Origin of the sequence: Fibrobacter sp. (assembly GCA_012523595.1) — a bacterium.
In the GTDB taxonomy this organism is placed as follows: Bacteria; Fibrobacterota; Chitinivibrionia; order Chitinivibrionales; family Chitinispirillaceae; genus JAAYIG01.
The window spans coordinates 1-24,845 of the sequence record JAAYIG010000063.1 but is presented as its reverse complement, the minus strand read 5'-3'; the positions used below and the strand labels follow the sequence as shown (position 1 = coordinate 24,845).

The following is a 24,845-nucleotide window of genomic DNA, read 5'->3' as shown; positions in this document are numbered from 1 at the left end:
AGTAACTATTATACTTTTGTGAATGACATAAACAGAAGAAAATGCCTTCTGTAATGCTTCAACTCAATATTCTTCACATTAATACAGCAGGAGCCTGTATATGAACAGAAAAATAGTCATCTCAGTTTTCCTGTTTTTCCTCTTTATCGCTTTTGGACTGGTTTCTTTCCTCGTTATTTTAAACAAGGCGACATCCCTCTCTGGTCAAGAGTAAACTGAAACTTGGTGCTATCATTCTTTCCCTTTCCGGGGTAACTTCTGGCTGTTTTACTACAACCTGTTATGCAATTCCCCTGAAAACCAGTTTTCGATAGATCAAGTCTCAGGTCCCGGTGATACAATTATTGTCATCAATCCAGCTTCGGACACAATCTCCGGAAAAATAACATCCCTGCAACAGCTTAAATCTGCTTTCCAAACCGCAAATGATTTCTCGATGAACAGCAGTATGCAAATCTCAGCAAATGTTTGTGTCCCCTGCTGTATTATCGATCAAAAAGATTATCCTGGTATTGCGATTTCTCACTGCAGTTCCGATCCTATGAGAAAACCGATAACAATCGATGCATTCGGGGATGTGCGGATGTGCAATCATTCGCCTGTGATTACCGGGAATATCTTCAGAGAATCCATAAGATCCATATTCAATTCGGAATATGTAAAATCCTGGGATACAACCACTCCCCTGTATTGCCGGGATTGTGTAAAATGGGAAAAGTGCCGTGGTGGGTGCCGTGCTGCTTCTGAGCAGCTTGGAGGATCACTGTTGGCTGAAGATCCTATTGTCGGACTGATGAAGTTAGTGGATCAGGGGGCAGATCCTACTCCACTTTTATCATCACCATCGACTTTGTGAATTTTCTGGCTGTCAGGCGATAGATATAGGGACCGGCTTGAATCTTACGACCCATATCATTTTTACCATCCCAGATCACCTGATGATAATTTGCTGCCAGAGGTTTATCGGGAGTAATAAGCTTTCGCACAAGCCGTCCCTGGAGGTCATAGATGTTAAGTGATACTCTGCATTCTACCGGCAGCTCGAATCGAATGACCGTAAAAGCCCTGAATGGGTTGGGGAAATTTGTTCCCAGGCGGAAAACCCTGATCAGTGGTAAAGGCATGGCTTCTACAGGACCAAATTCTTCAGCAACATTTCTATAGTCAACCGAAACAAGCTTGTATTCATAAAGGACTTCACTCAAAACAGCCTTGTCTATCCACATATAATTACGGGAAGCATGTGAAACTCCCGACGGAGCACCGGGAATAATCTCATTATTTAAAAGAACCCATCCTGTATCCTTACTGCTGATGGCTTTACCTTTAAGCAAAGCCACAGCACCTTCATTGGCTTCTTTCTTTTTCGCAAGATTGCTCAGGCTGTCGTAGAATTCCGGCTTGATTCTCCTGTAGATGTAATACCCCAGATTTTCCAGTTCGCTTTCCGTTCTCCACCCTAATGTGTCACAGTTCTGGCCTCCTTTAGCCCAGAAACTTGACAGTGTAACTGCCAGAGTCCTGTCTGCAGAGATAAAAATTCCAACAGTACTGCAGAATACACTGTCTATCTGTATCACCAGTTCTCTTTTCGCCCTGTTAAGGTAAGCATTATACTGATAACCATCTAATAAAGGAATGGTATCGCCGGAAGAGTTATAGAGGAAGATGTATTGCGGTTTTGATGAGGCAAAATAATCAGTCAACCTGAAAACCGGATAGAACCTGCATGTATCATTATTTGCAGGAAGCTGGAAATTTACCGCATTGTTTTCAGCAGCAATAACATAGGCACCCTCTGTTTCATTAAAGCCATCCTTGTTGAGGTCTCCGTCTGTAGCAAGTTCTCCAGACAGCAGTGTTCCCTTTGAAACTATCAGAGCGTCTCCGTTTCCCAAACCTGTGTGCTGTACACCTATACATACAGAATCCCTGTATCCCGGACTCATCTCAGGGCGCTGGATATCCAGATACTGTACAGTCTGTATCGGGGCTGATATCCATTTGGTCAAGGGACTTGTGGTTTCATCGACATATTTAAAACCTGCCCTTTCTCCTGTGCTGCACTCGTCTATGGTGTCATTATCGAAAGGTTCAGCCTGATATCCGCTGTTGTTTTTCATGGAAAGCCATGCAGAAGCGAAATCAGGATAATTCTGAGAATTCATCAATACGGCCCTCTTGCCGGCTTCCGATTTGCTGACCGATGAGAATCCGGCATTGTCATCGAAAACATTGAGCAGATGCACCTGGGAAGGCCCGGCAGAGAAATTACTGATACTGTCCCATCTGAAGATCTGACCAGTCGGGTAAATGGTCCATCTGGTCTTGATATCAAAAGAATTTCCACCAAGAGATACAGTCCTGTTATCAATTCTAATTCTTATTCTGACAGAGGAGCTTTCCTCAACTGCCCAGTTAAACGCACCAGAGACATCTTTACTGCTTCTTGGTAACTGCCCGCCGATATTAAATGCCCATGTCACCCATGAATCATTGTCTCCATCAGCACCAGGAATGATGTTTATATTGGCGGCTGTATCCACCTGATCTCCGGGGTTGGAATATGAGCTTGACATAAACCACAACTCACCATCCTTGCTATTACCCTCAGTACTCATTTTCCAGTTAAGATACCACTGTCTGGAGCTGTCACTTCCGAAAGTATTCTCAGAGAAATTTTTTACCCAGAAGTGCTTGTAGTCTCCTGCATTGTCTATCCCCCAGTTCATCTTCTTTGTTGCCCCGGTCATGAGAGCTCCGCCCTCAAAATCATTGTCGATATATAATCTGGCCTCATCAGTTGTGATCATCTTGTTAAGGCCAATGATCAACTGATTATGCGGATTATCGAAGTGCGCAAAATAATCGGAATTCTCTATCAGAGGTGTTCCATTAAGCACAACACAACCTGCTTCGGGTTTGGATTCCGCCCAGTAGTTGTTAATAATGAACACGGGGAAGTTTCTCCTGATCGAACCACCGTCAATTTTAAGGCAGATGGTGCTGTTGTTATCAGCCCTGAGTTCATACATTCCCTCAGATGACCGGAATCCCTGCTGACAGATGGCTTTGAGAGTATTTTCCGAGATATAATCGTGGTAAAAGCGCACATCGTCAAGAGTCCCTGTCAACCCCTTCCCAATCACCAGTTCCTCATCGTTGGCGGACACACTGAAGCTGCCGGTGCTGATCATATCAATGCGACCGTCAACATAGAGCATCACCTTTGACTTGGAGTAACATGCGGCCACATGATGCCACATTCCATCACCAACATCACGCGTTCCGGTTATATTCGTTCCATTGCAGGTAAGCGTGACCCTGTCAGACCCGCTGCCGGTCAGTTTCCAACCGCTACCTCCTGTGTATTTTCCAGCTATCACAGAACCAGAAGTAAAGGTACCGTTATTGCACTTTATCCATGCCATGACAGTGAAGAAATCGGTTCCATCAAAATCAGAGTGGTCCGGATACACTGCACTGTTTACTCCATTAAAACTCAGTGCGCCACCCCATCTTCCATTAGTCCAGTTCTGACTTGTAGTATGGGCATGACGATTGTTCCCGGAGTTATCCCGTATGGTATCACCAGTACCTTCATCCATCTGCCAGTGCCCGCGTAACTGCTTCTCCCAGGCTTTCTCCATAAGAAGAGTTCCGGCAATCATCTCGAGACTGTCGGGGCTGCGGTAATCATCACAATGTCCTCCTACTCCGGCAGTATCATTCCAGGCATCATGCACGAAATCGAGCATGAATTCCCAGACCTGCTTCTGTCCTGTGGAGATAGAGAGATTGTTGTTTTCATAACCGTAGCTTCCGGCTGCACTGTAGAAGCCGGTGGCGCTGTCGGCTGCGCCGTGTGATGTGTTCCATAGATCCTTGATGGAAAGAAGGATATCATTCTGCTTAGCAGAATCGGATGATATCAGAACATAAGGAGAGAGGCTGGCATTGTCATTTCCTTTGTGATATGACATCGCAGCCACATTCCTGCGCTCAACAACACAACGGACTGTTTTTCCGGATACATCGCCCCCAGTATTCTCCAGGGAGGTTCTGATATAGATTTTCCCTGATCCATGAACAGTATAATCTGTTATGTAAGGTAGTCCTTTGAGAATTCCACTCTGGCGTATGGTGGCGAAAAAGCCTCCTTTTGTCAATACCGACCAGGTTCCCTTTCCATCGCTCTTGGAGTTATCACCGTCAAAGAAGAAGTAGTAGAGGTTTTGTCCATTACCAAGCTGATTCCCCTGCCCGCTCGATTCTCCGTGTGCTGCATCGGTCAAAGTTACGATTCCACCTCCGTATTGATTATCAAAGACAAGGGTCCAGTCATCTGTGTAGACCGAGCAGCGTTGTGCAGTCTCTACAACAGTTATCGGCTTAAGAGACAAACCCGGAACTACTGAAAGAATTACCGACTTTGCTCCTTCATTGACAGTTACAGAGTAGATGTAACCCTGATCAGGAACAGAGCCTATCTCCAGACCGTTATCAGCAACCAGGCTGTCTGTATACTTTATTAAAGTGTAAGTGCCAGGACCGAACCCGGCAGTTTCAGTAATGTTAAGTATACCATCGAGGGTAAGGTTACCGACGACTCTGATGCTGTCACGTGCAGTTCCAAGATCGAAACTCAGTACTGATGCATTGTTAAGTACAAGACTTCCAGTATACAGGGTCCCTGTGCCGGTTCCGGGGGCTATGATTCCATTATTTGCGACTGTAACATTTCCTCCGGCCATTCCGGATCCTGCCAGAGTAGCTCCGGCAGCGACATTTACAGCACTTCCGGCATGAGTAGATCCATCTATAACGAGCGTTCCGGCAGAAATGCTGGTGATTCCGGTATATGTGTTTTCTCCTGTTAAAATCCATTTCCCGGTTCCGGTTTTGGTGACTGAAGTAGCATTTGTTCCCTGATCTCCTATTACAACAGCAAGGGAGTTATTTCCGGAGTTGCTGCCGCCAAGAGTCAGTGTCCGGGATCCATTTCCGGTAAATGCAAGAGAGCCGGTTCCATTGAGATTCAATTCTCCTGTTCCTGATGCCAGGATAGCTGCACCGGAGACTCCGGTTCCAATTGTAAAGAGGCGGTTACTTGTCGAGCCGGCACCGGTATATTCAAGAGTGCCGCCATTGATTATCAGCCTATCGGCTGTAGCTGCAGCGGCACCGATATTACTGGCTGAGTCCCCATCAGCAAGAACATTTACAGAAAGAGTACCACTATTTATCACTGTTGCTCCGGAATAGGCATTTGTGCCTGTCAGTATCAGTCTGGCAGCTCCGTTTTTATGTACTGTTCCTGTTCCGGAAATGATTCCAGAGTAAGAGTACTCATCGGAACGGTAAAATACCAGAGATCCATTATTGACCACATCTCCGGCTATGCTTCCGGTTGTACCATCATCACCTATCTGCAAAGTTCCGTCACTGATTGTTGTAACACCTGTATATGCGTTATCGCCATCAAATATCAGTGTTGCTGATCCGGCCTGAATAACAGCACCCGCACCGGAAATGACCTTACTGTATGTATAATTGTCAGATCTGTTAAACACCAGTGTTCCACTGTTGGCGACATTTCCTGCAATGCTTCCAGAAGTCCCTGCATTGCCGATCTGGAGTGTGCCTCCGCTTATTGTCACTGTGCCTGTGGCAGTGTTATTACCGGTCAAAATCCACTTTCCATCACCTGACTTGGTAACAGACGTGGCATTTGCCCCCTCATTTGTAATTTCAGCGGCGAGTATATTGTTCCCGCTATTGGTTCCACCGAGAATTAAAGTACGTGTTCCTGCCCCGCTGAACGCCATACTACCCGTATTTGACAAATTCAAAGCACCTGATCCGGAGGCGCTGATTGTACCGCCGGCTGTGCCAAGGGTAAAGAGACGGTCTGAGCTGTGGCCGGTACCGGTATAAACTAGCGTTGCCCCCAGTATTACCAGATTATCTGCAGTGTTGGCAGATGCTCCGATACCGCTGCTGCTGCCTCCATCGGAAATCACAGGTGTGCTTATAGTTCCTGCATTAATGACAGTTGGACCTGTATATGTGTTAGATCCGCCAAGAACAAGAATACCGGTTCCGTATTTTGACAAACCGGGAGAACCTGATATTATGGAATTTATGGTGGCGTTCTTTCCTGCTGCGACAAGAACTCCCGGCTTTGTACCGAAATTTAACGTACCGTCAGTCAGAGTATAGCCGGAATTTAAAAATGCCAGACTGTCCACATTCTGTGTTCCATTGACTGTAACAGTCCAGGTACTGTCACTTCCGGCAAATGTCGCAGAAAAATCTCCTCTCAGCCAGGGGAACAGATGAGTGCCGTCTGTTGTCCAGTAATTGTCAATTCCCCAGGTTCCGTCTCCAGCCTGGAATGATGCATCTGTAGATACATCCCAGAACCAGTCAGTCGATGTGGAGATTACATGTAAATAAACTTTGCCATCCTCTGCAGTAATACCGTAGTTGTATCCTTCAGGTGCCGTATTAATCTCCAATACCTGGTTGGTAAGAGAACCGGAGTAAGTCATGATAATATATGTCCCTATGCCAAATCCCTCAACCGGGGCAACATTCAATTTTCCGTCAAGTACAAGGTCACCAGTTATTGCTATCAGATCCGATGATGTACCGATTTCATAGTTTAAAGTTGAAGAGCCGTTCAGAGTCAATGTGCCTGTAGAGAGTGTCCCTGTCCCCCCATTTCCAGGAATAATGGTTCCATTTGAGACATTAACCGTTCCAGCAACAGTACCATCACCACTGAGAGTCGCACTGACTGTAACCGCACTGCCTGATGCGATTGAACCTGTTACATTGAGAGTCCCGGCAGAAACTAAAGTGGCACCGGTATAGGTGTTTACACCTGCAAGTGTCAGTGTTCCGGTTCCGGTTTTGGTAAGCGCAACAGTACCGGCTCCGTTCTGGATTACTCCGTCAAAGGATGATGTGGCATTATTGCCGCCGATTGCCAATGTGGATGCACCGGCGGTACTGCTGGTAATGGTTCCACTGCCACTCAGTCCATTAATGGTTTCACTGTGGCTGTTGAGATCCAGTGTACCACCGGTTACGCTTACACTGCCTTTCCCCACTCCATCAGGAATTACTTCATCAGCACCAATCTGAAGGGTTCCGCTCAGGACTGTCAATCCACCGCTGAAAGTGTTACCGGTGTTTGAAAGCCTGAATATTCCGGCATTTTTCTTTATTATTGTTCCGGTTCCTTCTATAACACCGCTCAGAGTGACAGTATTGGTTCCATTATTCAGGAGTGTATCATTTCCGGAGGTTGTTATTGTACCGGTGTACTCGGTTACATGGGCAGCGTTTGAAGATGACCGCAGTGTACTCTGGTCATTCAAAGTTATATTGTTTGCTACTGTCATGCTGTAATATGAAGACAGTACTGCACCGCCATTGACTATGACAGGAGCATTCCCGAATGCATCTGCTGTTTCCTGGCTCAATCTTCCGGCATTTACTATCACAGACGCCAGCCCGGATCCTGTTCCAGCCAGTTTCAGATCATTGGTTCCGATTTTTGTCAGCGTAAATCCGTTTCCATTGAGTACTGTACCGCCAATTCCTCTGCCGATTTCAACGGCATTGCCGCCATCATTTCCAATCGATGTGTTGCTTCCCAGGCTGACTTTACCAATAGCATTCTGCTGCACTGCACCGGTGTTTATCAGGGCTCCAGTGCTGGCGTCAACCTGCCCGTTCAGGATTATCTCCTTAGTGTAGTTCTGCAGGTTATATCCGTTTATATCCAGTGCAGCACCGGAACTGACTGTAATTGTGTTGTCATAATGTCCTAAAGCAGATGTGCTTCCTGCTCTGAGTGTACCGGCACTGATCGTAACTCCACCAGAGAAAGTATTATTCCCGGAAAGTGTCAATGTACCGGTTCCTGTCTTGGTAACAGAACCGGTACTGGAGATATTACCGCTGTAAGAGAGGGCATCAGACCGGTTGAAAATCAATACTCCGCCATTTACAACATTTCCTGCAATACTTCCGGTAGTTCCCCCGTTTCCAATCTGCAGTGTTCCATTGCTTATTGTAACTGTCCCTGTAGCCCCGTTATTTCCATTCAATATCCATTTTCCGGTGCCTGTTTTAATGATGGAAGTGGCATTACCTCCTCCATCATTATTGATTGCGATATTCAATCTGTTATCGCCAGTGTTGCTTCCACTCAGGATCAGTGTTCTTGCACCTGTTCCCTCAAACGCCATTGTGCCAGTTGCAGTAAACCTGAGAGTACCTGTACCTGAGGCATCGATTGTACCGCCATTTACGTCAAGTGTAAATAATCTGTTTGTGCCATTTCCAGCCCCTGTGTATGCAAGCGTTCCGCCGCGAAACACAAGATTCCCCGCTGTGGCCGCTGATGCTCCGATATTGCTGTTTGTACCTCCGTTGTCAAGATATGCAACAGACAAGGTACCTGAATTAATGACAGTCTTCCCGGTGTAGGTGTTTATACCTTCCAGAGTGAGAGTACCTGATCCGGACTGTATGACAGCACCGGTGTCTGATATGATCCCGTAATATGAATATGCATTTGATCTGTTGAAAACAAGTGTGGCTCTGTTGACAATATCGCCGGTAATGCTTCCGCTTGTTCCGCCGTTTCCTACCTGCAACGTGCCTTCTCTTACAGTTGTTACACCTGTGTAGGTGTTATTTCCGGTCAAAATCCAGGTACTGACAGGACCACTCTTTAAAACCGACACAGTACCGGCTCCATCAACTATGACTGGTGCAAAAACACTTGCTCCCTCATATACTCCACCTATTTCCAGAACAGGTGTTCCAGCTCCTGTAACAGCAATCGAATCGGTATTGGTAAAATTAAGAGGTCCGCTTCCACTGGCTAAAACATATCCGCCTTTATCTGTTAATGTAAAGAGACGATCGGTGCTTGCAGCCGCTCCTGTATGCCGCAACTGTCCACCATCGATAATAAGATTTGATGCGGCATTTGAAGATCGGCCAATGCTGCTGTTCAATCCTCCGTTTGCAAGAATGGGCACATTCAACCGTACATACTGACTGATGTTTGTTACGCCAGTATAAGTGTTAGAACCTTCTAAATTAAGTGTGGCACGGCTTCCTGTTCCCGGACTGTATAGCTTCAGTCCTCCCGTACCTGTTATAACCGAGCTTATGGTTGCGCTCTTGCCGGCAATCATGTAAATACCATTCTTAGTGCCGAAATGGATGGTTCCCCCGGTAAGAGTATAACCTGAATTCAGTATCGCAATGCTGTCTACATTCTGGGTGCCGCTGACCGTCACAGTGTAAGTACCGTCTTGACCGGCGAAAGTTGCCGAATAACCCGCTCCCGGCCAGGAAACCAGAGTCGTTCCATCTGTGGACCAGTAATCATCTGTTCCCCAGGTACCATCTCCAGCCTGAAATCCAGCATCAGCAGAAACATCCCAGAAATAATCCGATGACAACGGACTGACAATCAGCCTTACAGATCCCTTGCTTGCTTCAATACTGTAATTGTAATCAGCGGGCATAGTGCCGGTTTGGAGTCCCTGATCGATGAGGGTTCCAGAATATGTAATGATGCAATAGGTTCCGGGACCAAACCCTGCCATTTCAGTAACATTCAATGTTCCGTCAAGGGTAAGATTTCCTGTAACTTTGATACTGTCCCTTGCAGTACCCAGTTCAAAATTCAATTTTGAAGAGCCGTTGAGAATGAGAGCACCGGTATTGAGTGTGCCTGTTCCATTATTTCCGGGAGCTATTGTGCCATTACTTGCGTTTACAGTTCCGGCTACAGTTCCATTTCCAGCCAGAGTACCTGTAACGGTTACAGCACTTCCCGATGCAAGGGAACCGGTTACATTGAGTGTTCCACCTGAAACAGTTGTCGTACCTGTATAGGTATTGGTTCCTGCCAGAGTAAGAGTACCGTTTCCGCTCTTTATAAGATTTAGCGGATTGCTGCTGTTTTGGATCAGGTAGCTGTATGTAAAATCGGAAGTGTTATTAATTGTCAAAGTGGCCGCAGATGTTCCGCTGTTAGTTATTCTCTTGGTTCCCCCTGTTGAACCTCCATCCATCAGCCCGGAAATGGTCTGATTTTTTCCGTTAAGGTCGAAAGCGGCACTTAATGCATCATTCTGCCCCATGGTAATAATGGTTGCAGATGGCATTGCATTTGTTACCCCCAGTTTCAGTGTGCCAACTGCTATCTGGGTATTTCCCCAGGTATTTCCTGTGGTGTTAATATTCCAGGTAGAACCATCTGTTTTTAAAAGAGTTGTGTTTCCGATATTTATACTGGAGTTGATATTTCCGGTACCGTAACCTCTGAGCAAGAGATGGCGGCAACTGCCATTGACTGGCCCGTTAATATTCATAGTACCATTGGCATACAATTGCGTTCTGTTATTACCGGCCAATATCACAGTACCGTTCCATGTTGCAGTATTGCCATTGCCTACTTCAATTGCAGACCTTGCATCACCGGAAATGTTGGAATTAAGGGTTACTGTCTCACCTGTAATTGTTACTCCGTTGGCCAAACGCAGTGAGGTAGAATACTGACCACCACCAGCCTCAAGTACTGTTCCTCCGGCAGTAGTGCCCAGCGCAGTGTTGTGGGCTACAATCAGAGTACATAAAGGTGACACTGTTGTCAATCCGGAATAGGTGTTTGCCCCCGAAAGAGTCAGATTCCCTTCTCCGGACTGTACAACTGCACCTGTACCGGAGATTACTCCTCCGAAATTCATATCATCAGACCTGTTAAATCTCAATGTACCGTTATTGGTCACATTGCCTGTTATGCTGCCGGTAGTCCCTCCATTTCCAATCTGCAGAGTTCCTGAGCTAATCGTAGTGCCGCCACTGTAATTGTTGTTGTTGGCAAGAATAACTGTACCAGTTGCACCTGTAAAATTAACATTGCCTGTACCACCTATTGCCCCGGAAATGATCATGGTACTTGCAACAGGGTTTCCAATATTGGTATTACCGGTTAGTGTGATGGAGCCGTTATGCACCGTTGTGTATGCGTTATACAATGAAGAATGCAATGTGCCGCCATCATTAATGCTTATATTATTGGAAAAGGTTCTGTTCTCATACGAGGCAAGGATTGCCCCGTTATTGATTGTTATTGGAGCATTTCCCGCTGCTGCATCTGCCTCAAGCGACAAAGTTCCGCTGTTGACAACAACTCCTGCCAGCCCGTCAGCATCCGCCAGTAAAGCCATATAATTAGACCCGACTTTAGTAAGGATGTGGTTATTACCGGTTATGCAGACAGAACCGGAGTATCCCCTCCCGATATCAAAGCGGTTTCCATTGCCGCCGATAGAGGCGTTACTGCCCAGAGAGATCTTTCTGATGGCATTTATCTGTTCTCCACCACTGTTTATCAGGGCACCATTACTTCCATTTCTTTGACCATTTATGACAATGCTCTGGGTATATCCGCGTAGATCAAAACCGTTCACATCGATTGCAGCACCATTAGCAATGGTGATTGCATTTCCATAATTACCCAGAGCCTGAGAATTACCAGATCTTAGAATTCCTTCCTCAACTGTCAGACCTCCGGAAAAAGTATTGGTCCCGGACAGAGTTATTGTACCAGGGCCAGCCTTTGTCAATTGAAACGCGCCTTCTACAACACCAGTGATTGTAATCTGATCATTTGCTTCACTTGCTCCGAATGAACTGTTACCCTGAAGTGTTATTCTCCCCTGCCATACAGCATTATCATTAATTCCATCTATTCCTGTTCTTACAACACCTGTCCCGGTACCGAAACCGTTTATGTAAAGACGTTCCGCTGCAAATGTCGTATTACCGGAAAGCTGTATGCAGGCACCTGAGTTGATGGTTGTTGCACCACTGGTTGCACCCAGTGCGTTTGGATGAATCAATTTGGGTTTTCCCTCATATATGACAGATGCACCTGTGAAGGTGTTGTTGCCCGATAAACTCAACTCACCTGTTCCGTAAAGCTTTATTCCTGCCGTACCGGCAATTACGGAATTTATTTCCCCTCTTTCTCCGCTTTCCACATAGATTCCGTTCTTCGATCCCAGATCAATAGTGCCTCCGGTGAGATAATAATTGCTGTTGAGAAATGTAATGCTGTCAACATATTGGGTACCATTTACTGTAATCGTATAATTGCCATCATTCCCTCCGAATATGGCGCTATATCCTGAACCAGGCCAGGAGACAAGTGTAGTTCCATCGATTGTCCAGTAATTATTTGTTCCCCAGGTTCCCTTACCTGCCTGAATCCCCGGAGAGGTTGATACATCCCAGAAATAATCTTTAGCCGGCGGTGCTGCAGAATTCCAACAACCAGCATCTATGCTTCCACCTCTTGCCTGGCCTGCTATATCTGTAGCTGGAGCACCGGTTGTGGTTCCAATCCCATCACCGGGAGAACCGTTGGCTATCCGCCAGTCTGATGGTTTGTTTCTGTTACCGAAATGATATTGTGGATTACTGTTTGATACACACCCTGTTCCGTAATCGGCTATGTCTTCAGAGGTAAGGGAATAAGTAGTTTTACCTCTCAGGTTGTTGCCCATGAAAGTTGTTGTATTCCCGCTGAAAATATTGTTTTTAAAGACATAATTGGCAATTGAACCACCCGGATCAGCGCTGAAAACTCTGGTGTTATTGTCAAAAGTGCAGTTAGTAATAATCAATGCTGGATTTCCACCCCAGGGATTGATGCTGATGACACTTCCACAGGTATTTCCCTCAAAAAGACAGTTCTCCAGCCTCAGGGCTGCTGCACCTTCCACATGGATTATATAGGGATCTGTTGCTGTAGAGGTATTATCCCGGAACACACAATTGAGGAATTCGTGTGTCTTTGCAGACTGGCCCATGTTGAAGCCATACGAACCGGTTATTACTACTCTCTCAAACCGGCCGTTTGTCGCATTGAAGAAGTTATAAGTGCCATGATTTGTGTGATTAATTACAGGAAAACTGTCCGGATCATTTTTTGTACCCTTAAAGGTTATGGTACCGATACTCTGCGAAAGATAAGTGGACCAGGTAAATGTGTCAACATCGCTTCCCACAAATTTAATAGTGTCAATATCCAGTCCTCCGGCTATGGCGTTCAATGCGGAATCCAGAGATGTGTAATCCGCTCCCCCGTCCGCATCAACTGTCCTGACTGTTCCCGCACTTATTGTGTCGATCACATTGCCGCTGTCACTGTGGTCATCTGAATAACCGCCAGCCTGAATATCAGAGAATGAAAAGATTATGCTAAGGCAGATAAAAACCATTGTCGGCAGAAAAGTGTTCTCACGAAAAAGGAGACACTTTAATGTGCCGCTGTTTCCTTTTGCAGCAATGGTTTTTAAATTTGATACATCTTCTGGCATTTGCTTGATCCCGGCAAGACCGCAATTCATTTCAGAACATCATGCCATAAAATTCTCATTATATATAACATTATACGCCTGATTTTAATTTTTGTCTATTGATAAATAAAAGCTAAAGGGCTGAAACTGATGAAGTTATGAAGTCCTGCCTGAAGCAAATTTTCAAGAATAGAAGGTTTTGCCGTTTCCTGATTTTAATGTTTTTCAGGATATTATTAAAATTTAAAGCATACTGCAATGAAATCGGTAATTAACGGGATATTTCTTTACTGTGAATAAAAAGCAAGGGGATGAAAATCATTATAAAAGGGTAATCCTGTGCGGTTTATTTTCAGACTTTACGGCTTTCTGCACTACTCCAGTTTTACCATGATTTTCGATTTTGAGAATTTTCCTGAGGTGATGCGGTAAATGTAAGGTCCGGCTTCCAGTTCCCGCCCTATATCATTCTTTCCGTCCCAGATTACCTGATGAGCATTTGCACTAAGCACCTTCTCAGGAGTTAATAATCGCCTCACAAGGCGACCCTGAAGGTTATAGATATTCAGTGTTACCCTGCTCTCTATTGGTAGTTCGAATCTGATAACAGTAGTACCGCGGAACGGATTAGGAAAATTGGGCCCCAGGTTGAAATGTCTTACAGGCCCGAAAGGCATTGCTTCAACCGGTCCGAACTCCTCTGTTGTATTTCTGAAGTCGACTGAAACAAGTTTGTATTCGTACAGAACACCATTGTGCACAGATTTGTCAATCCAGACATAATTTCTCGATCCGTGTGATACACCTGCGGGTGCTCCGGGGATTATCTCATTGTTAAGCAGAACCCAGCTTGTGTCTTTCCAGCTCAGCACTCTTTCTTTAAGCAGAGTAACAACACCATTACCATCATCACTATCTGCTGCTTTGCTGAGGCTGTCAAAAAACTCCGGTTTTATTCTTCGGTACAGATAGTACCCAAGATTCTCCAGCTCACTCCCGGTGCTCCAGCCCAGTGTATCGCAACTGTTTCCTGCTTTAGCCCAGAATCCCGATAAATTTACCGCCAGGGTCCTGTCAGCCGATATATATATACCCACAGAATCACAGAACACACTGTCGAACTGAATCACAAGCTCTTTTGTTGATTTCTTGTGATATGCATTATACTTATACCCCTCAATCACCGGGATGGTGTCACCGGATGAATTATAGAGGAATATGTACTGTGGTTTCTCCAATACATAGTAGCCAGTGAGGCGGAAAGCGGGATTGAACCTGCAGGTATCATTCCTCGCAGGAAGTATAAAGTTGACTGTATTGTTATCCGCCTGAATTATATACGCCCCCTCACGCTCGTTAAAACCGTCTCCATTGAGATCTCCCTCTGTAGCATCATCTCCGGAAAGCAATACTCCCCTTTTCATCAGCAGAGCTGCCCCTCCACCGGTACCAATACACTGAACTGAATTGCTGACAGAATCGATAAAACTATTGCTCATATTAGAGTGTTGAATATCCAGATAGAATACTGTCTGAACCGATGCAGAATTCCAGACCTCCGTGGCACTGGCATCACCGAAATCCATTCCTGCACGATACTCAGACAAATCAGGCATAATAGTGTCGCTGCCAAAAGGCTCAGCCTGAAAACCGCTTGCATTTTTCATCGACAACCAACTGAAGGCAAAATCCGGAAAAGTCTGGCTATAGATCAACCCACTTCTTTTCCTCAGAGTGTTTGTATAAACAGTGGCATATTCCTGATCGTCCATGAATGCACCGATATAGACCTTCGAGGGAGCAGCGCTCATTGAATAAATGCTGTCCCACCTGAATATCTGGCCTGTAGGATAGATTGTCCAGCGGGTTTTTATATTGAACGATGATCCATTATCGACCTGCCTCTCATTTACACACAATACAACTCTTACATCCGAACTTTCCTCTACTGCATAGGTAAACGCATTGGATACATTGTAGGAGGTCTTTGGATAGCCGCTGCCTATATTCAGGCATACATATCCCCAGCTATCGTAGTAATTGTCATAACCGGGAACCATGTTGGTATTGGTGTCTGAGGTATCAACAGAAGAGTTTGGATTGTTAACTGAACTTCCATAATACCAGATCTCTCCATCCTTGCTGTTTCCCTCTGTACTCATTTTCCAGTTGAGATACCACTGACCGGAATTTTCATCACCAAAACTGCTGCCTGAGAAATTCTTCACCCAGAAATGCTGGTAGCTGCCCTGGTTATCTATCCCCCAGCTCATCTTTCGTGTTTCCTCTGCCATCTGGTATCCGGCACTGTAACCATCATCTATGTAAAGATGGGTCTGATCCATTGAGATAATTTTGTTCAGTCCTATAGTCAGGGTATTGTTCTGATTATCAAAAACCGCGTAATAATCTGTGTTTTCAACAAGGGCAGTACCGTTAAGAACCACACATCCGGCTTTTGGTTTTGATTCTGCCCAGTAATTGTTGATATGGAAAACAGGAAAACACCTGCTTATGTCCGCTCCATCGATTTTAAAATGTACAGTGTTGTTGTTGTCTGCCCTGAGTTCATAAAAGCCTTCTGAAGAGCGGAAACCCTGCTGATAGATAGCTTTCAGGGAGTTTTCGGAAATGTAATCACGACAGTATCTCACATCATCAAGATCCCCCGTCAGACCGGCACCTATAAGCAGATCAGAGTTGTTTTCTGTCACAGAATAAGATCCGGTGCTGATTTTGTCCAGCCTCCCGTCAACATATAATATCACCTTGCTTGGTGAAAAACAGGCAGCCACATGATGCCAGGAACCATCAGCAACATCCCGCGTACCCGTAATGGCAGTCCCGTTGCAAGTTAGAACGAGCTGATCCGAACCATTACCTGTCAATTTCCATCCATTGCTTCCGTTATGTTTACCGGCAATCCACGCACTGTTTGTGAAGGTTCCGTTGTTTGCTTTTACCCAACCCATTACAGTAAAAAAGTCGGTCCCATCAAAATCGGAGTTATCCGGAACAGTAGCGTTTTGTGCCCCGTTAAGCCGAATCCCGCCCCCCCATCTTCCATCAGTCCAGGTACCGGTGGTTTTTGCATGGTGATTGTTTCCGGAATTATCCCTTAAGGTATCACCAGAACCCTCATCCATTTTCCAGTGTCCCCTTAACTGTCTCTCCCAGGCTTTCTCAAACAACAGGGTACCGGAAATCATCTCCAGGCTGTCAGGATTCCTGTAATCATCACTGCTTCTCCGGGCATTGGCTGTATCATCCCAGAAATGATGTACAAAATCAAGCATGTATTCCCAAACCTGTTTTTGACCAGCATTAAGGGAAAAAGCATTCGAAAGCTCATATCCTGTATAGCCGCTTCCCGCATCGGTATAGAACCCGGTAGCGGAATTTGCTGCACCATTTGATGTACTCCACAGGTCCTTAATGGACAAAAGAATATCATTCTGCTTTGCCGAATCACTTGACAGCAATAAATATGGACACTGCCATGCATTGTCATCTCCTCTCAAAGCACGCATAGCGGGAACTGCCCTGCGTTCGACTACACACCTCACCGTCTTGCCTGAGATATTGCCGCCTGTATTGCTGAGAGTAGTTTTGATGTAAATTTTTCCTGAACCATGGACAGTGTAATCGGTTGTATAAGACAGCCCGGCGAGAGTGCCGCTCTGGCGTATGATGGTGTAAAAGTTCTCTGCTTTGAGAACTGACCAGGTGCCTTTTCCGTTTGTCTTGGAGCTCTCACCATCATAGTAGAAATAGTAAAGATTCTGCCCTGCACCAATCTGATTACCCTGGCCTCTTGATTTTCCATGTGCGGAATCAGTCAGAGCAGTGATACCTCCGCCTGCACTATTGTCAAATACGATTGTCCAGTCATCGGTGTAAACCGAGCACCTTGGTGTTGACTGTACCACTGTGACTGGTTTCAGAGAAGCAGCACGTTCCACAGTAAGAACCACCGAATTTTCCGCGACGCTGACAACATACGAATATTCTTCCGGCATTTTGCCCATGGAAAGGATATTGTTGGTCAGGGTTCCAGTACAGGTTATGAGGGTATAGGAGCCCAACCCGAAGCCGGAAAGAGCAGAAACATTTAAAGTCCCGTCAAGAGTAAGATCACCATTGACTTTGATACTGTCCCGGGATGTACCAAGTTCGAAATTGAGAACCGATGAACTGTTAAGTGTCAAGGGGCCTGTTGAAAGAGTTCCTGCCCCGTTATTACCCGGAGATATTGCTCCCCCGCCGGCATTTACTGCTCCGGCAACTGTTCCGTTCCCGGCCAGGGTACCGCTTACAGTAACAGCGCTCTCTTGAGCCAGAGAACCGGTCACGTTCAGTGTGCCGGCGGTAACATTTGTTGCACCTGTATAAGTATGAGTGCCTGACAAGGTAAGAGTTCCGCTACCCGCCTTCCTGACACTTCCGTTGCCGGATATCACTCCGTTGTAATTGTAATTATTGGAGCGGTTGAACACCAGTGTACCATTATTTGTGATATCACTGGTGAGACTTCCGGTGGTTCCGCCATTGCCGATCTGCAAAGTACCTGCACTTACAGTAGCGGCACCGGTAAAGGTATTTGCGCCTGTAAATATCAGAGTTCCGGACCCGGCCTGATTTACTGTACCGGTACCTGAAATGACTCCGGAATAGATATAACTGTCTGATCTGTTAAACACCAGATTGTCATCATTGACCACATTTCCCGCTATACTTCCGCTCGTGCCACCGTTTCCTATCTGCAGAGTACCACCCTGTATCGAAGTCGTTCCAGTATAGGTATTATTGCCTGTAAGGATCCATGTGCTGGTACTTCCGGTCTTTCGAATTAAAGTAGTACCGGCACCGTTTCCAATTACCGGAGCGAATATATTTGAGCCACTGTAAATGCCCCCTATTTCCAATGTGCGACTCCCGGTTCCGGGAAACTCGATGGAACCTGTACCGGTGAAATTTGTCGGACCGCTGGCGTTTGAGTATAAATAACCTCCCAAATCCGTGACAGTAAAGAGCCGGTTTGTGCTTACAGCACCACCGATAGTCCGCAATTGTCCTCCATCGATCACCAGATTTGCAGCCGCTGAACCAGCAGAACCGATACTGCTGTTTGACCCACCATTGGCAAGAGTCATCACATTCAACCTTACACGGTATCTGATAGTAGTTACGCCACTGTAACTGTTTTCACCCCCCAGATTGAGTGTTGAGATAGTTCCACCCGGAGTGGAAAAGTTCATTCCTCCTGTTCCGGAAATCACAGAGTTGATTGTGGCACTCTTTCCATTAGCCAGATATATGGCATTTTTAGATCCGAAATTCAGTGTTCCACCGTTCAGGATATATCCGGAATTGAGAAATGCTATACTGTCAACATTCTGTGTTCCATTTACGGTAATTTCATAGGTACCATCCGCGCCCGCAAATATTGCGCTGTTCCCTGCTCCCGGCCAGGACATCAGCACATAACCATCGGGACTCCAGTAATTATCAGTTCCCCAGGTCCCGTTTGCTGCCTGATATCCGGCAGATGACGAAGAATCCCATGTGAAGTAAACTGGTCTTGTGGAATTATAGATACTTGCTATATTTTGCGGTGTAAGAGCATAACTGTAGATTCGGAAATCTTCAACCACTCCGTCAAGGTAAGGATCTGCATATTGCGATTTACCGATGTAATTATAAGTGGTACTTCCCAGATCAGAGGGATTGTTTGTTACAGCGGCATTTGTTGCTGCTGCAACTCCATCAATATAAATCTGGGCGGAATCGCCTTTTATTCTGACTGCCACATGTTTCCAGACATTGACTGAGAACATCGGAGCATCAACTTTCTGTTCACTACCGCTGGATGTTTTGGTAATAGCAAACCTCAACGATCCCCCTGTGGGCGCCAGGAACATATAACCGGTTGTGTAACTGTTGCCGAAGTCAAATATCCTTGTCCAGTCACTTATCGTTTCCAGCCTTATCCAGGTGCAGACTGTTATGTCTTCACAACTGTTTACAATTCCGGATGGGATCTGTACATAATCGTTGCTGCCATCGAGCGCTATGGAGTTTCCGCTGAAACCTGTAATAAATGAAGGATTATTGATAGCAGTACCATCATTTCCAAAACCGGATGAATCATAAACCACAGATCCGCTGCTTTCATCGAATTTATACCTGAGAATAAGTGTATCCTGAGGAGCAGCCGAAACTTTCAAAATGACAGAGCCTGCTGTTACAGAGATGGAGTAAATATATCCGGACGGGGCATTATTGACAATCAACGTATTGTTTGTAATAGTACCGCTGCAGGTCATCAAAGTGTAGTTGCCGACTCCAAAACCGGCAATAGCGGTTATGTTAAGCTGCCCGTCGAGTGTAAGATTCCCATTTACCCTGATACTATCACGGGAAGCGCCAAGTTCATAGTTCAGAACAGATGTATTGTTCAGGTTGAGAGTACCGGTTCTCAGAGTTCCCGCCCCGCCGTGGCCGGGACTGATTATACCGTTCCCTGCAATGTTCACCGTGCCTGCAACATTTCCTGTTCCGCCAAGATTCGCTCCGCTGCTTACATTCATCGCGCTTGATGCACTGGTTGCTCCATTGACAATAAGTGTACCTGCGGATACAGTTATTGATCCTGTGTAGGTATTGGTATTGGAGAGGATTATAGTTCCATTTGCGCCTGTTTTTGTAAGGTTTCCGGTTCCGTCTATCACCCCGCCTATTGTCATGGTATTGGCTGCATCATTATGCATTACAGTGTTTCCGGACAGGGAAATGTTACCGTTGTGTACCGTGGTGTATGAGTTGCTGCTGGGCGAATTGAGCTGTCCCCCATTGTTGATAGTTATATTATTCGTAAATGTCCTGTTTCCCCATGAAGACAGGATTGCACCGTTGTTTATTGTTATTGGTGCATTTCCTGCTGCAGCATTGGATTCCAGAGATATCTGTCCTCCGTTTATTATCAATCCCGCAAGTGTAGTGGCATCAGCCAAAAGAGCTACAAAATTGTTTCCCACCTTGGTAAGAGTATGATTATTACCTGTCACGCGCACAGCACCTGTATATCCTCTCCCGATATCGAACCTTCCGCCATTGTTTCCTATGGACGCATTACTTCCAAGGGATATCTGACGTATCGCGTTCAACTGCTCTCCACTCGCCGTATTTATAATAGCACCGGTATTTGCATCCACCTGCCCGTTAATGACAATATTTTGAGTGTATCCTTGTAAATTGTACCCGTTGATATCGAGAGCAGCACCTGATGAAATGGTAATTGTATTTCCGAAACTTCCAAGTGCTTGTCCATTACCGGCTTTTGTTATACCTTCAGCTATGACAAGGCCTCCCGAAAATGTGTTAACACCGGAGAGAATTTTTGTTCCCGGACCAACGGATGTCAATTGAAACGCGCCTTCAATGACTCCGGAAATTGTCAATATGTCTGCTGCTTCTGTAGCGCCAATTGAACTTGAACTTTGCATTGTCAATTTACCGGACCAGGTGACAGTATCATTTATCCCGTCTCCAGGGGTCCTTACAACTCCGTTCCCGGTTCCGGTTCCGTTGATAAACAATTGCTCTGGAGCAAAAGTCGTTTTTCCTGAGAGTTGAACACAGGCACCAGTGATTATGGTGGTTCCTCCGCTTGTGCTTCCAAGAGAATTGGGATGAATCAGTTTGGGCTTTCCACTGAAAATCGTTGATGCACCGGAAAAGGTGTTGTTACCCTCCAGCCTTAACTCACCGTTTGCACCATATATCTTTATACCTGCAATACCGGCTATAACGGAACCAATTCTTGCCGTTCTGCCGCTTGCCACGTAAATTCCACTTTTTGAACCAAGGTTAATCACACCGCCTTTTAAGTAATAACCATTATAGAGGAATGAAATACTATCCACAATCTGGGTTCCATTGACATTTATTGTATAATCTCCATTGGCACCTGCGAAAGTCGCACTATTCCCTGCTCCCGGCCAGGCGACCAGAGATGTCCCCCCTCCACTGGAAAGTGTCCAGTAATTATTTGTTCCCCAGGTACCGCTATCAGCCTGAATTCCTCCAGATGTGCTTACGTCCCAGGTGTAATCCGCTCTACCACCGGCGGCTGGATACTCATAGGCTCCTATATCACAGGCCCCCGTACGGCTGACACCGCGAATATCCACTGCCGGGGCACCTGTAAATGTACCCGCTTCTCTGGCAGGCGAACTGGATTGAATATTGAAATGAGATGGTAACGTGGGAGTCGAATTAATGAATCTTGGATTATCACTATAAACAGATCCTGTACCCCAGCCGGATTCTGAGGTTGGAAGTAGATTGTAAGTGTAAGCGCTTTTCAGATCGTCATCAACCAGAATAGTGGTATTTCCACTAAAAATGCAGTTGGTAATGTTAATAAATTTTCCAGCGCTGATTTGTACAGTATCAATGTTATCCTCTGCCTGAACAGTCGTGTTGTTATAAAACGTGCAGTTAAACACGCTTCCATATGGGCCGTTGATGTTTTTGTAAGGAATAGCGGGAAATATGGTTGCGTTATTGTGGAAAATAGAATTAGTGATAGACAGATAATTGGACGCGTTATCTTTTAGTAAAAACACATCAGCGGAAAAGTTTTTAATCACGCACTTATCAATAATCAGTATTCTTCCTGCGTTGGTCAGATTGATCCTGTCGCAGTTGTCCAGGATAACTCTTTCAATTCTGGTTGTGCCGGAGGTGTTTATCCAGTGAAACTCCCACTGCTCTCCTGTAAGCCTTACAGAAGGGAAACTGTCCGGAGAATAAAATGCCCCCATTATATGTACGATCCAGTCGATATTGCTTGGCCAGGTCTCATCATAGCTGTCGGAACCCATAATCCAGATCGTATCACCAGCATTGGAATCGGATAAAGCGTCTGATATGGTGGTGTACGATCCCAATTCATCTTTATCCACATTGAGTTTTGCTGCAAAAGAGTAAAAAACAAGGGATACTACTGTTATTGCAGCCTTAATAAGAGGGAGATTGCGGAGATTTAAAAACAATAAAATTACCTTTGCAGAAACAATCTTCCGGGCCGACAGATCGATCATGGGGTCTATATCTATATTAATTATATAGTTTAGTGGCAGTTATGTCTATCAATTTGTTCTTACGTATGATTTGAATCCAATTTTCAGGAAACACAAAACCATCTTTGTTTTTTTTCTGTCTCTTCTTTCCCTATCCTGAAATACTACATCAAGCCTTTTCTTTTTTATTTTTTGAAATCAAAACTTGTCTTCTGAAGACAAGTGGAGTAGAATAAAGATTATGGAAGATAAAGAAAAGCAGGAATCACAATACAGCATTCTGATTGTCGATGATGAAAAGAAGCTCTGTGATCTGCTCTGTTCTGCACTTTGCGGGAAGTACTCCGTTGATGCAGCCTACTCTGGTGAAGAAGCCTTTCAGAAGATCGATTCTGTGAGTTATGATGCTATTGTCACAGATCTTAAACTGGGAGATAAAAGCGGTATAGAAGTCCTCGAACGGGCCAAGGACAGAGACAGCCATGTTGAGGTGATTATAATTACCGGATATGCTTCACTTGACAGCGCCATAAATGCAGTAAACCTTGGAGCTTCATCATACCTGGTCAAACCAGTATCACTGATAAATTTTATGGCCCAGGTCGACCGGGCCATGGCTAACCGTGACTTCCATATTCGAAGCACGGCATTCATGCAGCAAACATCCAGTATTCATCCTGAGATGCAGCGTCACCTGCTCAACATCACCGACATATATGAATTCTCCAAGCGGATGCTGACTACCCTCGATGTCCCTGAAATAATGAAAACATTTCTGGATGAGTTGAACAGAAAAGTAAAGCCCTGTTTTTCAGCAGTTGGCGTCAGCCTCTTTGGAGCCTCGGAAATCTATGCCATGCCCATGGCCGGACGTGTCCCGGCAGAAATGATACGCGATCTGCTTATGCAGCACTGGGATCAAGCTTTCGGTATCCTCAACAGAAATAATCTGCTCCAGAACAGCATCTCCTTTACACTCTTTGACGGACCCAAAGGAGAGACCCTGCCCATGGAGATAAAGTCTGTTTCCACTATCCCCATGATCATTGCCGGGCAGATCATAGGATCTATTGCTGTGTTCAGAGATGGCGGAGATCTGGTTACTGAGGAACACCAGTTCCTGCATATCCTCTCCTCAATCTTCAGCCCGCTGGTAGAACACAGCTATATTCACAAACGCACCAAACTGATGGCTGAAACAGACGGGCTCACCGGGCTTATCAACCATCGTACTTTTCAACAGGTGCTGTCCAGAGAAATTGCCCGCTCCAACAGAAACAAAACCCAGTTCAGTTTACTGATGATCGACATAGATGACTTCAAGAAGATAAATGATACTTACGGGCACCTGATCGGAGATGCGGTATTGAGTGACATGACCAAAAGACTTCAGGCCTCAGTGCGACAGCAGGACATAGCCGCCCGTTATGGTGGTGAAGAGTTTGCTGTAATACTACCAGAAACAGACATACATGGTGCAAATATTCTCGCAGAGCGTGTCAGGTGTGCTATAGAGGCAGATCCCTTCTTCTTTTCTGAAAACGAAATTCCCTACACTATAAGCATCGGACTATCGGTTTACGATGGAAATCTGCCCAAAGAAAAACACCTGCTGTTGGAAGATGCAGATTGTGCGCTTTATATCTCCAAAAACAAAGGCAAAAACTGCATTACATCTAAATAAACGCCCTCTCCTGGAAATAGCAGGAACTGTGACACTCTACTTTAACCGGTACCGGTATTATTTTTTAAGCAGAAATTCAGGAATCCTGAACTGCTTACCTGATTCCTTCCCTAGCCTCCAGGATGGTTTTGGTGCAATTGATTAAATTAAGACTGTTTTCACCCTTTATATTCGGTTTAATGGTTATCTTTTCATCTTCGGCTCAGGAATGCCCGCACAATGCACCCATAAAACAGATCATCATTCACGGAAACAAAGTAACTAAGACTGAACTGATTAAAGCTTTTTTTGCTATAGATACCGGAATGGCTTATGATTCTGTGATGCTTGCAAGAGGAGAAAAAGCGCTTGAATCCACAAACCTTTTCACAAAGGTAGATGTGTTTTCAATATGCCGTTCAGGGGGTAAGGTCGTCTATATCATGATTACAGAAAAGCCTTATCTTCTTCCGGGGCTCTCTGGTGAGCTATATAGCAGAAAATACGGCAAAGATGAAACCTGGTGGAGACTTAAAGGCGGAATCGAGCATATAAATTTCCGTGGCAGGATGGAGATATTCAAGACCACATTCAGTATCTGGGACTGGAAAGCAGTCGGATTATCATGGCAGAAGCCACTTACACCCTCTCCCTACTACTTTGGTGTTGGCTCAAGTATCGATCTCTATC

5 protein-coding genes are annotated in these 24,845 nt (G+C 45.4%); 3 read left to right on the top strand and 2 right to left on the bottom strand.

Annotated elements, in window-relative coordinates; all coding sequences use genetic code 11:
• Positions 1–541 precede the first annotated feature (541 nt).
• Entirely contained in the window at positions 542–856 is a 315-nt protein-coding gene (locus tag GX089_03830) for an SPASM domain-containing protein (protein NLP01601.1), read from the top strand.
• On the opposite strand, the gene GX089_03825 is transcribed toward GX089_03830, so the two are convergent.
• Both GX089_03825 and GX089_03820 read right to left on the bottom strand, forming a co-directional pair.
• Positions 822–13,427 (bottom strand): hypothetical protein, encoded by a 12,606-nt coding sequence (locus tag GX089_03825; GenBank protein ID NLP01600.1) that lies wholly within the window; start codon positions 13,425–13,427, stop codon positions 822–824. The genes GX089_03830 and GX089_03825 overlap by 35 nt on opposite strands.
• 353 nt (positions 13,428–13,780) lie before the next feature.
• On the bottom strand, positions 13,781–22,465 hold the full coding sequence (locus GX089_03820) for a T9SS type A sorting domain-containing protein (protein ID NLP01599.1): 8,685 nt from the start codon (positions 22,463–22,465) through the stop codon (positions 13,781–13,783).
• Between the two features lie 268 nt (positions 22,466–22,733).
• Here GX089_03820 and GX089_03815 point away from each other — a divergent pair, with 268 nt between their 5' ends.
• Positions 22,734–24,176 carry a diguanylate cyclase gene (locus tag GX089_03815; protein ID NLP01598.1) on the top strand — a complete coding sequence of 481 codons (1,443 nt, stop codon included), beginning with the start codon at positions 22,734–22,736 and terminating at the stop codon, positions 24,174–24,176.
• Positions 24,177–24,313: 137 nt separating this feature from the next.
• Positions 24,314–24,845 (top strand): hypothetical protein (locus GX089_03810; GenBank protein NLP01597.1); only part of this gene is annotated, 532 nt, incomplete at its 3' end.

What these genes read in the sequence shown, in the direction of transcription:
- GX089_03830 (NLP01601.1), top strand. Translation starts at nt 542, where the DNA reads ATGAGAAAACCGATAACAATCGATGCATTCGGGGATGTGCGGATGTGC.
- GX089_03825 (NLP01600.1), bottom strand. Translation starts at nt 13,427, where the DNA reads ATGCCAGAAGATGTATCAAATTTAAAAACCATTGCTGCAAAAGGAAAC.
- GX089_03815 (NLP01598.1), top strand. Translation starts at nt 22,734, where the DNA reads ATGGAAGATAAAGAAAAGCAGGAATCACAATACAGCATTCTGATTGTC.